The sequence below is a fragment of the Paenibacillus sp. V4I3 genome, from assembly GCF_030817215.1.
Taxonomy (GTDB): domain Bacteria; phylum Bacillota; class Bacilli; order Paenibacillales; family NBRC-103111; genus Paenibacillus_E.
Map to the genome: position 1 here is coordinate 3,149,028 of NZ_JAUSZA010000001.1, position 13,248 is coordinate 3,162,275.

The following is a 13,248-nucleotide window of genomic DNA, read 5'->3' on the forward strand; positions in this document are numbered from 1 at the left end:
TATGTTCGTGATCCCATGTGCATGACTGGAACTTGGGGCAAGCTCTCGTTTCTGCTAAAATGGGAATGAATAAGAAGAAGTACAATGCGGGAGTGAGTCTTTTGTGAAGGAATTTCTATATGATTTCATAAGTCATTATGGATATATTGCTTTATACCTTTTGCTATCTGCCGGAATCGTTGGGGTACCCGTACCAGATGAAACCCTGATGGCTTTCGTGGGTTCGTTAACGGCACTTGGAGGTCCCTTTGATTTTGGAACAACGTTAATGGTGATATACGCAGGCACGATGACAGGGATGATTGTCAGTTATTTAATCGGTCATCGTGTGGGTAAACCGTTTCTTTATCGGTATGGCAAATGGTTCAAACTAACACCGAACCGGATTGAACGGGCCGAGGGTTGGTTTAAGAAGTATGGGCTCTGGACTGTTTTCTTTGGGTATTTCGTGCCGGGGGTTCGTCATTTCACCTGTTATTTGTCAGGTGTAAGCGGGGTCAAGTTTTATAAGTATTTGTTCTTTGCGGGTACAGGAGCGCTGCTGTGGTGTACAACCTTTTTAACATTAGGGCATTTTATTGGCAGCAATTTGGAGGGTTTATTTCAATTAATTCATAAATATATGGGAATAAGCTTAGTGACTATAGCGGTTATAGCCATTATTGGAACGGCCATTTACTTCCGATTCCGGAAGCGGAGAGCGGTCTGATTCCCATACACATGAAATAAGACCATGAGTGTCATCCTATAAGAGGAGCAATCATGGTCTTATTTTGTATTCTTTGCGGATTAATGGTTAGCGAAAAGCTTAATCGATTGGATGGTGCTCTCATTTGGATCAATGTCGAGCTTAAGTAGTGTTCCTTGCGACTTGTAGGAGAGAACATAGGTTGAGTTGGTGTCCGGTTTGCCTAGAATGGCAATAGCGTCTTGGACTTTCTGACCAAGGCGCAATCCGCGAAGTCCAGGATCAATCTCCGTGGAATGTACATCAACGAACTCAAGGACATCCTTCTTATTGAAGCCTACGGAGAAATCCGTGAAGTCATAGACTTGAATGGCGTCCTCATCTGCATCCATCACGAATTGTTTCTTCGCCTTCCCAAAACGTTCGAGCACTACGTCTTTACTCGTTCCGAGCTTCAAGCCCATCAACGTTGGTTTCTCTTGTTGATACGCATCCTCTGCTTTAATCTTCGGCTTGGCAGTTGGCTTCGCACTCGCAGATAATTGCGGGATGTCCGTTAAATCCGTTTTGGACGTGCCTGCGACTTGTGCCTCGTGTTTGGCCGTGTCTTCCGGTGTTGATGAAGGTGCTGCCGTTGCTGTTGCTACTACGATCGCAGGGGGTGTGCTAACTGGACTCGAGCTATTTTGTACATGGTTAGTTGGATCTATAGTAGGCTGTCCGGAAGGAGCAGATGACTCTTGGCATCCAGCTAACAGTATTGAAGCAAATGCTACTGGCACAAAGCCAAGCATGATAGGTCTAAGCAGGTTGTTCATCGCCATCAATCCTTTCTGCCGAATAATTGGTGTGAATAATACAACATTACTAATCATACTGTTTTCTGGTTCTATTTCAATGCATCAAGTTACCCAAATGTGAGCAATTGTAGACAAATTTCAAAATGCTGAACCCTACATACATATAGACACCTTATACAGAGTAAAAGTTTCACTTCAAAAGAGGGATAATCACAAATTGGGACTTGAAACCTACTTCATCAATATGGTAACTTACTCATAATAGACAGGTTTAGGGGGCTAGAATCATGGAATTGTTAAAACAGCGGATCCTAGAGGTCGGTGTAGTCGTATCGGATCAAGTACTCAAGCTGGATGCCATACTTAATCATCAGGTTGATCCTGTGCTCATCATGGAGATGGGGAAAGAATTTGCAAGATTGTTTAGAGAAACGAAGCCTGACAAGGTGCTTACCGTAGAATCGTCCGGTATTCCGATCGCCTATACGACAGCTTTACATCTTGAGGTTCCCATGGTATTTGCACGTCGGAAGAAGACGTTGACTATGGATCAAGATACATATAGTGAGCGTGTGCCTTCCTTTACCAAAGGGATTGTTACGGACATTATGGTATCCTCTCATTTGCTTCACAAAGGCGAGCGAGTTCTGCTGATCGATGATTTTATCGCTAATGGAGATGCAGCACGCGGATTAATTCGCATCATTGAAAAAGCGGAAGCTGAGCTTGTTGGTGTAGGGATTGCGGTAGAAAAATCCTTCCAAGCTGGTGGAAGCTCCATTCGAGAGCGTGGAATTCGTGTAGAATCCTTAGCTCGGATTTCCTCACTGGCGAATGGTCAAATCACTTTTGACTGATTTTACAATTTGTTCAAGTCTTCCCTCAAACCGATTTATCCTTTATAATGATTACATGGTATGAGAGGAGGCTGACATCTATGGGTATCGAAAATGGTTCCATTGAATATTTTATGACAAAGCTTGGGGAAGCCAAAACACATTTTGAACGTGCGCTTGATTGTAAGCATACAGAGTTTGATGACCTGTATCCGTATATGATCGAACACCCTCAATTTTTCTGGTACAAACGATATGTAGCATGGTCCGAGTTGTTAACGATCGTAAAGCTCTGCACAGAACTGACAATCGAATGGGAACAACATTTCTCCGCCGCACAAGTGGAGTATATTCAGAAGCGCGTAATGTCTAGCAAAGTCCTTGATTTCTGGTACGAGACGAATGATTCGAAGGAACATGTTAGTTAATTTATGCCCATATAAGAAAGAGGCCAATGGATCCGAAGAGGATTCGTTGGCCTTTTTCTATGATATAAACCTGCTAACATGCATAAAAACTCCAAACCTACAACTTTAAGCGCCGTTTCCGCGCTCTCAGCTCTAAAACAAACCTCTACGCCGCCTGAGAGCGCCAAAAAGGTGCTCTCAGCCCGCTTTTCTGCTCCTAAGGTACGCAAAAACTCCAAACTTAAAACTTTAAGCGCCGTTTCGGCGCTCTCAGCTCTACAATAAACCTTACGCCGCCCGAAAGCGCTCAAAAGGCGCTCTCAGCTAGCCTGAGATCTATGTAAAGCATGAGGTTCCTGCGCTTAAATCCTTTTTCCTGAGGAAAGGTTGGCAGAAGAAACACGAACCAGCTAAACCAGTAGAAGTTGCACCGTCAGAAGGCGTCTATGTAAAAAAGTCTAAGCGTAATAAAGGGTAATATAACCAAATAGACACCAATTTTTTTGGAAAAGTGACCTACTTTTGATTAGAGATCAACTGTTATGCTCACTGCCTAAAAAACAAATATCTAAATATTGTATTCAATTTATATTTTTCACATCGAAGGCTTTATCAGCTTTCGTGCAACGTTAGCGTTGAAATAAGAATCGACGCTCCTTCAAAGAACCAGAGGCAGTCATTTTCGGATTGAAGGGAAAAATGGAGTCAGACGCATGCTTAGACTCAAGATTTAGACTTAGACTCCATTTTGTAAAATGTTCATGCTTTCAATATGCCTTTTCGTTTGTTCGGAACCAAGCTTGTGAAGGGTTCGATACACTTCAGTTAAATAATAATCGTATTCCTGATTGGCCTCATTGGAGTAATAGACTTTCCAAGGAAGCCATGAAGTTGCATAGCTGCCTTGTGAGGAGTTATCGGTTTCCTCGAAAAGCTCTTGAAGCTTATCAATTTCTTCTTCGGTTGCCGAGATCTCGAATTCGAAATTAAGTGCATCTTTGTCTTCCAGAACTTCCCCCGTGCCAACGTTGATGTAGTACGTTTTTTTATCCACTATAGAACCTCCCATGGAGTAAGTTTGCGATTTGCGTTAACTTTGTTTCGTCATTAGTTAAGTTAACCTCAGTAAAGCGGTTTTATGTAAAGTTTGAACTAAATGCGAATTGGTGTATGCTTAAGAAGTACATATGAAATGTTGGAGGTAAGATGATGATATCTGAAGAACAGCTTGATCAATATAGAGTTGAAAGCACATTATTGCGTGTTATTCGGGATGTCAGCCCAACGAATGATGTGCGTGGAAGTGTAGTTGCTTGGGATGATGAGAGTGTGTTAATTCGCAAGAAAAACCGCAAAGTAGTCAAGCTCGCACGCAATTATATCTATCAACCATACGAGAACGAAAGACCTCCTGAATTCATGCTTCCGCAGGATCCCATCGAACCAGATGGCGTTTCTGATGACGAATAAGGATTCATGGATAGAATCAATGGAGGTTCCTATCTCTGGGATTCGCATGGACTTGGTTAGTTCTCCCCAAGGTGCTTACTTGCAGATTTGCAGTGAACATCCGCTGCGAACGCTGAATTCTTCGCCATGGGGCGGTGGATTCGGCACGCATAAGGTGATGATGAATCGGCAAGTGGACAAGCTGTATAATGAGGCTGATCCGCTTCGTGAGATGGATGAATTCATCCAGCGTGAGGGTTTGAATCCTCAAGAGACAGCAGGGATGCTAACCGCGGCGAAGGTAAAGGACGTTGGCTACAGCAGCGTTACCTGGGAAACGGGCGAAGACGATGATATCAGCGAATTCGGTCAGAAACTTGCGATGAAGCCAGAGCAGGAGTCACTTCATGTTTGCTCGTGGGTTACGGTGGGGCTGGGGAATAAAGCAAGAGCAGGAGCTGAGCTCCCTTCCGCTTCCCTTTACCCTGGAACAATTAACACAATTGTCGTTATCAACGGTTGCTTAACCGACGCAGCCATGGTTAATGCTGTCATTACGGCAACCGAGGCTAAAGCAGCGGCTCTTCAAGCATTAGGCATCCTCGTTGAGGGCCAGCCAGCGACAGGAACGACTACCGATGCCGTACTTATTGCTGCAACATGCCGAGGCCAGACCTATCGTTACGCGGGTACAGCGACCGCGCTTGGTTACTTGATCGGAAGAACGGTATACGAAGCCATCATACATTCAGGTCAATTGTATGAACAAACGCCCTACTAATCCGTGTGGATAAGTAGGGCATGTTTAATTGGGCTGGGTCTACCATTTTCATAAATGATTCAAGCTTAGTTATTTATGTTCTACGGAAAACTCCGTAGGCAGCAGCAGTTGCTATCGCGCCTAGTCCAGATTCATCCTCATCTTCACTTTTGTAGTTAGGATCATGCACAATGGCTTCAGCTTCACCTTCTGTAAGATCCCTTTGGTTGCCTGTATATTTCGGTTCCAAGGCGTTGATTTCTTCCTCATTCATGAGTCATTCCTCCTTTGCGAATAGGGTTAGGAGTGAAGGGATGAATTATTCACGAATTGTAAAAAGTATCGTTGACTAGCTCTCATTTCCCGTGTTATATTAAGTTTTGTCGCAGCTATTATGACTTTGTTCATAGAGCAGCCGCATACGCGATCATGGCGGAATTGGCAGACGCGCACGGTTCAGGTCCGTGTGGGCTTACCCCCGTGGAGGTTCGAGTCCTCTTGATCGCATACCAAGCAACAACCCTTTCAGATACGTCTGAAGGGGTTGTTTTGTTTTATGAAACGCTGTTCATCTTTTTCAATAATATAGCGACTTTCATGAAAACTAGGTATAATACATAGTATAGATTGTACATCATTACAAAGGGGCTGATGTTTCATGGATAGAACGATTACGGTTACGCATTCTGGAAGTTTTGCTCATGTGCTTCAAACGTTTGCTATTTCCCTGTTGGTTTCCTTCCTAGGGACATTGATCGGTGCAATTGTCGTTCCACCATCGATGATTATGCTTTTCATCATTGCTGAGGTAGTCATGTTGGTGGCAGCAATCATCATTCGTGTTCGCGGCAAACATATCGGCTACGGCTTTCTTTATGCATTTACTGCGATTTCAGGGGTTACTCTGTACCCAGTCATTATGGCGTATGGCGGTATGCTGGGGGCAAACGTCGTATCTGGCGCATTCTTCGCGACTGCAGCAATTTTCGGCGGACTTGCCTTCTATGCTCATCGTTCGCAGCGTGATTTCAGCTTTCTAGGCGGCTTCTTGTTTGCAGGAACGATTGGGCTCGTGCTCATGAGTGTGGTCGGTATGTTCGTTAACTTTGGTTCTGCGATGAACCTAGTATGGTCGATGATCGGCATCTTGATTTTCAGTGGTTGGGTTCTCTATGATGTGGCTCAATACCGAAACGGTGTATCCGCGGAAGAGGTTCCACTCGCAGCATTAAATATTTATCTCGATTTCATTAATCTCTTCTTGTATATCTTGAAGTTCTTAGCCTCAATTGTTGGATTAAACAGGGATTAAACAGATCGTCAGAAACACCAAAAAGCACTTTCGTATCTCACCGTAGGGTGGGAATCGAAGGTGCTTTTTTTAATTTTAAGCTATCTTAGGAGATCGAGCTTAGGCTTGACCTGAACTTGAACGGAATGAAAATAGGAAATATCTCCGCGGAAGCTTCGATTAATTTCGAGCAGGGTATGCAGGATTTGGATGAGTTCAGCATGTTTCAATCGAACGGTCGCTGTTTCCTCCTGCTCGGATCTGATCAATTTGACCTCGAGTAGATGATTGGATTCATCCATTTGAATCTCTAGCTGCTCCGTTAGCAGCATCTGTTTCCACATACAAGCCAACACCTCTCTCTCTCTACTTGCTCTAGTGTATGCTTGGTTAACGTGAATAGAAGTGTAAGACTAAGCTATGATCAATGGATTTTAAAAGAAACAAGCACGATTTGCTTTTTCTGTTCATACAATTTAATGATCCTATAAGGGGAGAGAGGAGATGACCTATGGCGGCTTGCAGCACATGGACGTATAGAGGGATTTCGTCTTCGGTATTCAAAGCCTTACAACAAGTCGGCAGAAAGCAGGGCTTTACGATTCCTAATGCAGCACAAGGCAAGTTCATGATTACGGTGGTTGGCATGAATGTCGGATTTCAATATGCGTGGGATACCAACGCTCATACCTTGTTATTGCAGTGTGATAATAAACCGATGCTGTTAGGCTGCAGCACGATTAAATCTTTTGCAGACAAAATCATTGCGGAGAGTGGCGGCAAACTCGGTTAATACCCTATATCCACCTGTCTTTGGCTAGTTTAAGCTCCTGTCTCTGTGGTTAAAATAGGGATAGAAGGCAGGTGGACATATGGCAAAAAGCGATGATCTGGTTAAGTACATAACACAGCAAGTCGTTACGTATATAGAAACACCAAGGGAAGTTCGTCAGCAGGTCAAAGCCATAAGCAAGGAACAGCGGGAAAGCTGGCAAACACGCTGGTTCGGCATGCTGCCGCTGGCCACAAGGATGCTGATTGATCAGGCAAAACCCAAAAAGATAAAATAACAAAGCCTCTTCACCTATAATCGGGAGATACTTCATCCTGATGATTGGTGCGAGAGGTTTTTTTGTTTATATATCGAATATAGTCAGGACGAACGTACTACCAAAAATTGGGGGAAGAAGTCATAATGAAACTTGAAAAAAAACAATAAGCTTGTCATGATTGGTGATTCCGTTACGGATTGCGAACGATCAAGACCGATTGGCGAAGGATTATTCGGAGCTTTAGGTAAAGGCTATGTTTCTATCGTGGACGGGCTGATCAATGCAACGTATCCAGAGCTTCAAATTCGTACCGTCAATGTGGGTACCAGCGGCAATACGGTACTTGATCTCAAAGCCAGATGGCAAACGGATGTCATCGATTTGAAGCCAGACTGGTTATCTATCATGATCGGTATTAATGACGTATGGAGGCATTTTGACGTACCGCATCAAAAGGAAAAGCAAGTGGGCATTGAGACTTATGAAAAGACGTTAAGAGAGCTAGTCGAACAGACACGTCCTCTTGTCAAAGGGCTCGTAGTGATGACACCCTTTTACATAGAGCCGAATCCGCAAGATGCTATGCGTTCCAAAATGGATCAATACGGGGCAGTCGTGAAACAGATAGCCGAAGAAACGGGCTCCCTTTTCGTGGATACACAAGCTGCCTTTGAACCTGTACTCCAGGCTTACTACCCAGCCTACATCGCTTGGGATCGTGTACATCCGAACAACGTAGGACATACCGTTTTAGCTAAAGCTTTTCTGAAAGCTATTGATTTTACTTGGAAATAACGCGCAAAGCCTTAGACCTCTGGATTCAGCGGTCTAAGGCTTTTTTTACGGAAAAATATGTCCTAACTTTAAAGCATTCTCCAGCAGCACGTAACGTGATCCGACATGATCTAAAGTCAGGTAGGTATCCCCAGCTACCCATTGTTGATAACCAAGAATGGCGAGCGGCAGCGTGACTTGCCCATCATAGAGCTCGGTGACATAGGTTAACTTGGCTTGAGGGTTTAAAGCCTTTTGAAGTTCGCTCAGTTTGGTCACTGGAAGCGGCTTGCCTTTGACCCATGGGAGTCGATCATAAGGATCAAAGGCAGGATATAACGCCGTTTGAACTTTGCTCGACAGATCGGTTGCTTCTGGCTGATCCTCTTTGATCCTCGGGGTAGGGTCCTCTTTGAGCGGAAGCAGCTCTCCGGATTTGGCATCCAAATAGTACGTTTGATCTTGCAAACTTATTTTCCACACAGCGGTTAGCTGGTCCATGTAAAGTCGGTCTAAAATAATCGTTTCATTTTGAACAAAATCGGAGTAAGAAGTAGTAGTTGGAATGAGTTCCTGCTGTACCAAAGAACGATACAGCGTGGTCAAGCTGAATAGCGGATTGTTGCCAGTTCCGTATTCGGTTAATCGGAAGGACCCGTTATCAGTGGCATGTACGATCATGTAGCCAACATCCTGTCCATGATCGGTGAGGATAACCACCCAACCATGTGTGCCTGGCCCGAGAGGATAACTGTTCCAGACTGCCGTCTGCCAGCTTTCAAACCCGGATTCTCGAGCGAGAGTTGTTCGCCAAGTGTTGATCGTAGCGGTCAAAGAGGATTCGCTCCGCAATTCTGGTAATGGCTTCGTCTCTATGTTACTAGCTATCGTTTCCCTTGCCGTCTGCGTATAGCTTGTCCGTTCTACGGAGTCGCCTGCAGAGGTTTGGAGCGGTATGAATAATAAACTGCCCACACTAATGAAGCAAGCCGCCGTCCATGTTGTCCACAGCTTCATCCTCGTTCACCTACCTATCGTTAACCTCTAGTGGTATGAACCTATTAACCTATTGTAATTCTTATGCCTTAAAAAGATTGTTAGAACCTGTAGTGTTAATTTTGCGATGTTTTAGCGACTGACGTCAGTTCCTGGGTGTTCGCCCAGCATTCAAATGAAACAATCCGCAATTGATGACAGATACGACAATACGAGGCTTGTGCTGCCAGTCGATTTCTTGCAGACGGTTGCGGCATTGCGTTTCGATTTCGTTTCTTTTGTCAGGCTCAGCGCTCAGCAGGAGACCGTTGTAATAAGCTTCCACACGATCAATTTCGCTGCGGTGCTGTTCGTTAGCTTCATCGGCCCAAGTATGATCATACGCACTGACTTTACGCTCGAGCATCATTTCAAGAAAATTAATGGCTTTCGGCAGTGAAATTGTATCAGGTAAAATATGACTATTCGCAGGAAGCTTCGGAGATAGGCTCTTGGTAAGCATATGTTTATGAAAATGTTCCCGAATTTCACCGCTATTCAGTTGTATCGCGAGTGAGTGAATCTCGCTTCGTTTGCGGTCGCAAGCAAGCTCTACCTTGTAATTCACGCAGAACCAGGTGTCATAGACAAGTGCGGCATGATAAGTAGCACTCATCGGGAATGGTTCCTCAAACAAATGTACGAAGCGTCCGCGTTCACGGACAATAGTGAACATTTGTTCCAGACGCCTACTGCCGAAGGTCACTTCGTCCTGCGGAAGCCGTTGGGAGATGACTGTCGTAGGTACGAAGCCGAAATAGCGGCCAAGAATGCTGTCTGAGTTTCCGTCAGGTGGCTGGGGAGCTAGTCCCTGGCCATGACCTTGGCTCTGGCTGGGCCCTCCCACGTTAGGTGGGCTTTTGACAGTTGTTGCGGTGGCCTTCGTTTTAGTCTCTAGCTTCATCTGCTCAGGATCGAAGATGAACTTATAGGTCATCGTTTCGGCTGCAGCCCCTGTACGTTCGACGAAGCTCCAATAGTAAGGGCGTCCTGTCATCTCTCTGTCTGCTTCAGGAGAGAGCTTTGCAGTGACGTAAGCTGGTGATTTCTCTAGAATTGTGCAGTTATAAGCTTCAAGAAAGCGCATGACGAACGTGTGAATGTTGCGTTTGTTCATGGCCTTACCTCGATGTTATGCGTACTGCCAACGGCATCAAGAATGCTTTGAAAGGCTGCTCCATATTGTGGGTTCTGTTCAATTTCCGATTTGACCTCAGTAAACGAATGACCTAGCTCATCGATCTTTCTGCGTATATCTTCGCTTGAACCTGCCTCCATGACCATGCGGAACAACGATGTTTCGAGTGAGCCTTTCTTTTCGATCTTCTCGAGAATGGTATCGAGTTGTCCGATAACCAGCTCAAACATATTGATTTTCTCATGCAGCAAAGAAAGAATATGCTCTTCAATCGTGTTTCTGGTTGAAAGGTTATAGATGTTGACATCATGCGTTTGTCCGAGTCGATGTACACGGCCAATTCGCTGTTCAACACGCATTGGGTTCCATGGCAAATCGAAATTAATCATGTTGTGGCAAAACTGTAGATTAATTCCCTCGCCGCCAGCTTCTGTTGCAACAAGAACTTGTACACGATTGCGGAATAAATCCATCATCCAATCTTTTTTACCGCGATTCATACCGCCTCTATAAGGGACAGCTGTTATTTTATGTTCCTTCAAATAATTGAGAAGATACTCTTGGGAGGCGCGGTATTCGGTGAAAATGATGACTTTATCATTAATATCTTGTACGAGCTTCATCGTGGTCTCTGCTTTGGTGTTTGCTTTGATACTGCGAATTAGCTCAACAAGCTCCCATATCTTGGCGCGTTGCGGTGAGTCTTCGGCTGTTTTCTTGAACAAATTGACGAGCGTAATGAATACGGCGTCCCGGGAACTGCAAACTTCGCGCTGGAGAGTGATAAGTGAAAGCATACTGCTGAGATCACCGGCGCTCTCTTGGTACCTGGTTCGAACGAAATTCGTTACCCCATCGTAGAGTGCCTGTTCATCATTCGAGAGTGTGAGAGGAATGTTCCTAACAACCCTTTTCGTATAATGAACACCGCCGTCGCCGCGACGATTACGAATCATAACCTTGGATAGCTCCTGTTGAAGCTGGCCCTCGTTTTTCGGTGTCCTTTTCCCAACCACATAATTGGTTTTGAAGCTGCTATGAATCCCAAGTTGACCTGGCTTGAGCAGGGTGATGAGATTGAAAAGCTCTTTCAGGTCGTTCTGCACCGGCGTGGCGGTGAGCAGTAGGCAATACTTTTTACGCAGCTCGTTCACGAAGGTGTAATTGGTCGTTTTCTTATTTTTGAGCTTGTGGGCCTCGTCGACAATCAACATGTCATATTCAAGACCCATGACAATTTCGCGATGCGGATCACGTTTGGCGGTGTCCATGGAGGCAACAATGACATCGCTTTGCTTCCACATATAGGCTTTTTTATGAGCAACAGCTGGAATGCCGAATTTGCTATTCAATTCCCGGACCCATTGCAGCACAAGAGAAGCGGGTACGAGGATGAGTGTTTTGCGGACCAAGCCGCGGATCATGTATTCTTTTAAAATCAAACCAGCCTCAATCGTTTTCCCAAGCCCAACCTCATCGGCCAAAATAGCCCGGCCACGCATCTCATTAAGCACACGTTTCGCCGTATCAATCTGATGAGCCATAGGTTCAAGCTGCCCTAAATGAACGAGGCACTGCATCTCGTCAAACGTCGAAATAAGCCCCGATTCTTCCGATTCGTAGGCTAGCTGGTACAGCGTCCAGTCGTCCCAAGGACCACCGCCGCGCACACGATTATCCAGCTCAGTAAACCAGTCCCTCTCAAAGTGCATATCAAGCTGATTATGAATGGGGCGAATGTTCTCTTGCTGTTCATGTTGACGCATCGATGTGCCCTCCTTAAGGTTTTGCGTAGCAAAACTGTCTTCGTAAGCGTGAGCTGAGTTCGTATAAAAATGACTTTGCAGGCATGAGCTGAGCTTTCATGAGATATTGAGAGTGAAACAGAACTGGGTTTCAGAGCCGGAAGTTGGCTCCAAGCTGACCAGTTTTACGTCGAATACGTGTTAGTATGTCCAGAAGAGGTGCTTTCATAACTTATCCATTGAAGTTGACGTGAAACTGTTTAGGATAAAAAGTCCACTAAGTGGCGCGCGACACTAACATCGTAAGTATGTACGATTTTATGATATGATATAGGTTGTCTTCGGATAGCAAAGTGGGAAAGGGTGCAGAAAGAGATGACGACATGGCGATTCATACATACAGGAGATCGTTCTCCTGCTGAAAATATGGCATTAGATGAAGCAATATTGACCGCCCACAGTGAAGGAATCGTTCCTCCAACGGTGCGTTTCTATGGATGGAATCCGGCAACGCTGTCGATCGGCTATTTCCAAAAGGCATCGGAAGTCGATCAGGAAGCAGTAGTAAGTGAGGGAATTGGCTTCGTACGGCGTCCAACCGGGGGGAGAGCGGTTCTACACGATAAGGAGTTGACGTATAGCATTATCGTTGCAGAGGACTATCCGGGCATTCCGCGTAATGTGACAGAAGCCTATCGCGTGCTGAGTGAGGGGCTTTTACAAGGATTTCGGGCGCTTGGACTAGGTGCAGAAATGGTGCAGCTTGCGAGTGATGAGGAGAAGGAGAAGTACGCATCCGCTGGATCAGCGGCTTGCTTCGATTCCCCCTCCTGGTATGAGCTGGTTGTTGAGGGACGCAAAGTCGCCGGCAGTGCGCAGGTTCGGCAAAAGAATGTCGTGCTGCAGCACGGCTCCATCCTGCTCGACATGGATACCGATCAACTATTCCGCATGCTGCGTTTCTCAAACGAGAAGGTTGCGGAACGGATGAAGATGAGCTTTTCGAAGAAAGCTGTGGCGATTAATGAGCTGCTTCGGGCGCAAGGGAAAGAGGCGGTGACGCTTAGTCAGGTGGAGGAAGCGTTTCGTCGTGAGATCGCGCTGGGGCTTGGTGTGGAGCTAGTAGAGGAATCATTGACACCTTATGAAATTGAGCTTTCTGAGCGGCTTGTGCGCGAGAAATATGGCACGGATGAGTGGAATTTGCGTCGTTAAGCGAAAGCGCGTGCGAAAGTGCAAAGAAGCACGAACCTTTCTAAGAAAGGTTCGTGCT

Annotated in this window: 17 protein-coding genes and 1 tRNA gene; 11 read left to right on the forward strand and 7 right to left on the reverse strand. The window is 45.4% G+C overall.

Features of this window, described 5'->3' with window-relative positions:
- The first annotated feature begins 103 nt into the window (after window positions 1-103).
- Window positions 104-709 (forward strand): DedA family protein, encoded by a 606-nt coding sequence (locus QFZ77_RS14510; RefSeq protein WP_307440655.1) that lies wholly within the window; start codon window positions 104-106, stop codon window positions 707-709.
- A gap of 80 nt (window positions 710-789) precedes the next feature.
- On the opposite strand, the gene QFZ77_RS14515 is transcribed toward QFZ77_RS14510, so the two are convergent.
- Window positions 790-1,506 carry a hypothetical protein gene (locus tag QFZ77_RS14515; protein WP_307440656.1) on the reverse strand — a complete coding sequence of 239 codons (717 nt, stop codon included), beginning with the start codon at window positions 1,504-1,506 and terminating at the stop codon, window positions 790-792.
- 269 nt (window positions 1,507-1,775) lie between these two features.
- Here QFZ77_RS14515 and QFZ77_RS14520 point away from each other — a divergent pair, with 269 nt between their 5' ends.
- Both QFZ77_RS14520 and QFZ77_RS14525 read left to right on the forward strand, forming a co-directional pair.
- Window positions 1,776-2,345 carry a xanthine phosphoribosyltransferase gene (locus QFZ77_RS14520; RefSeq protein ID WP_307440658.1) on the forward strand — a complete coding sequence of 190 codons (570 nt, stop codon included), beginning with the start codon at window positions 1,776-1,778 and terminating at the stop codon, window positions 2,343-2,345.
- Window positions 2,346-2,425: 80 nt separating this feature from the next.
- Window positions 2,426-2,752, forward strand: coding sequence for a hypothetical protein (locus QFZ77_RS14525; RefSeq protein ID WP_057306882.1), 327 nt, complete (start codon window positions 2,426-2,428; stop codon window positions 2,750-2,752).
- A gap of 715 nt (window positions 2,753-3,467) precedes the next feature.
- Here the strand turns inward: QFZ77_RS14525 and QFZ77_RS14530 are convergent.
- Window positions 3,468-3,785, reverse strand: coding sequence for a hypothetical protein (locus tag QFZ77_RS14530; RefSeq protein WP_307440662.1), 318 nt, complete (start codon window positions 3,783-3,785; stop codon window positions 3,468-3,470).
- Between the two features lie 152 nt (window positions 3,786-3,937).
- Here QFZ77_RS14530 and QFZ77_RS14535 point away from each other — a divergent pair, with 152 nt between their 5' ends.
- Window positions 3,938-4,201: a hypothetical protein gene (locus QFZ77_RS14535; protein ID WP_373462602.1), complete on the forward strand. Its 264-nt coding sequence runs from the start codon at window positions 3,938-3,940 to the stop codon at window positions 4,199-4,201.
- The gene (locus QFZ77_RS14540; RefSeq protein WP_307440663.1) at window positions 4,191-4,961 is read left to right on the forward strand and encodes an adenosylcobinamide amidohydrolase; all 771 of its coding nucleotides are present in this window, start codon (window positions 4,191-4,193) and stop codon (window positions 4,959-4,961) included. The genes QFZ77_RS14535 and QFZ77_RS14540 overlap by 11 nt, the downstream gene beginning before the upstream one ends.
- Before the next feature lie 73 nt (window positions 4,962-5,034).
- Here QFZ77_RS14540 and QFZ77_RS14545 read toward each other — a convergent pair whose 3' ends face one another.
- Entirely contained in the window at window positions 5,035-5,214 is a 180-nt protein-coding gene (locus QFZ77_RS14545; RefSeq protein WP_047685908.1) for a hypothetical protein, read from the reverse strand.
- 149 nt (window positions 5,215-5,363) lie between these two features.
- Here QFZ77_RS14545 and QFZ77_RS14550 point away from each other — a divergent pair.
- Both QFZ77_RS14550 and QFZ77_RS14555 read left to right on the forward strand, forming a co-directional pair.
- Window positions 5,364-5,447 (forward strand) — tRNA-Leu (locus QFZ77_RS14550).
- 151 nt (window positions 5,448-5,598) lie between these two features.
- A complete protein-coding gene (locus QFZ77_RS14555; protein ID WP_171691792.1) occupies window positions 5,599-6,252 on the forward strand; it encodes a Bax inhibitor-1/YccA family protein in 654 nt (217 codons plus the stop codon).
- 80 nt (window positions 6,253-6,332) lie between these two features.
- Here QFZ77_RS14555 and QFZ77_RS14560 read toward each other — a convergent pair whose 3' ends face one another.
- Window positions 6,333-6,575 carry a hypothetical protein gene (locus QFZ77_RS14560; RefSeq protein ID WP_307440669.1) on the reverse strand — a complete coding sequence of 81 codons (243 nt, stop codon included), beginning with the start codon at window positions 6,573-6,575 and terminating at the stop codon, window positions 6,333-6,335.
- A gap of 167 nt (window positions 6,576-6,742) precedes the next feature.
- On the opposite strand from QFZ77_RS14560, the gene QFZ77_RS14565 reads away from it, so the two are divergent.
- The 3 genes from QFZ77_RS14565 (at window position 6,743) to QFZ77_RS14575 (ending at window position 8,078) form a co-directional block, all read left to right on the forward strand.
- Window positions 6,743-7,024, forward strand: a complete 282-nt coding sequence (locus QFZ77_RS14565) for a hypothetical protein (protein WP_307440671.1) — start codon at window positions 6,743-6,745, stop codon at window positions 7,022-7,024.
- Window positions 7,025-7,103: 79 nt separating this feature from the next.
- A complete protein-coding gene (locus QFZ77_RS14570; protein ID WP_307440674.1) occupies window positions 7,104-7,301 on the forward strand; it encodes a YqzE family protein in 198 nt (65 codons plus the stop codon).
- Window positions 7,302-7,457: 156 nt separating this feature from the next.
- The gene (locus QFZ77_RS14575) at window positions 7,458-8,078 is read left to right on the forward strand and encodes an SGNH/GDSL hydrolase family protein (RefSeq protein WP_307449523.1); all 621 of its coding nucleotides are present in this window, start codon (window positions 7,458-7,460) and stop codon (window positions 8,076-8,078) included.
- Between the two features lie 45 nt (window positions 8,079-8,123).
- Here QFZ77_RS14575 and QFZ77_RS14580 read toward each other — a convergent pair whose 3' ends face one another.
- The 3 genes from QFZ77_RS14580 to QFZ77_RS14590 form a co-directional block, all read right to left on the reverse strand.
- Window positions 8,124-9,074, reverse strand: coding sequence for a hypothetical protein (locus tag QFZ77_RS14580; RefSeq protein WP_307440676.1), 951 nt, complete (start codon window positions 9,072-9,074; stop codon window positions 8,124-8,126).
- Between the two features lie 124 nt (window positions 9,075-9,198).
- A complete protein-coding gene (locus tag QFZ77_RS14585; RefSeq protein ID WP_307440678.1) occupies window positions 9,199-10,209 on the reverse strand; it encodes a YqhG family protein in 1,011 nt (336 codons plus the stop codon).
- Window positions 10,206-11,996 (reverse strand): DEAD/DEAH box helicase, encoded by a 1,791-nt coding sequence (locus tag QFZ77_RS14590; protein WP_307440679.1) that lies wholly within the window; start codon window positions 11,994-11,996, stop codon window positions 10,206-10,208. The genes QFZ77_RS14585 and QFZ77_RS14590 overlap by 4 nt, the downstream gene beginning before the upstream one ends.
- A gap of 354 nt (window positions 11,997-12,350) precedes the next feature.
- On the opposite strand from QFZ77_RS14590, the gene QFZ77_RS14595 reads away from it, so the two are divergent.
- Window positions 12,351-13,190, forward strand: coding sequence for a lipoate--protein ligase family protein (locus tag QFZ77_RS14595; RefSeq protein WP_307440682.1), 840 nt, complete (start codon window positions 12,351-12,353; stop codon window positions 13,188-13,190).
- Window positions 13,191-13,248: the final 58 nt, after the last annotated feature.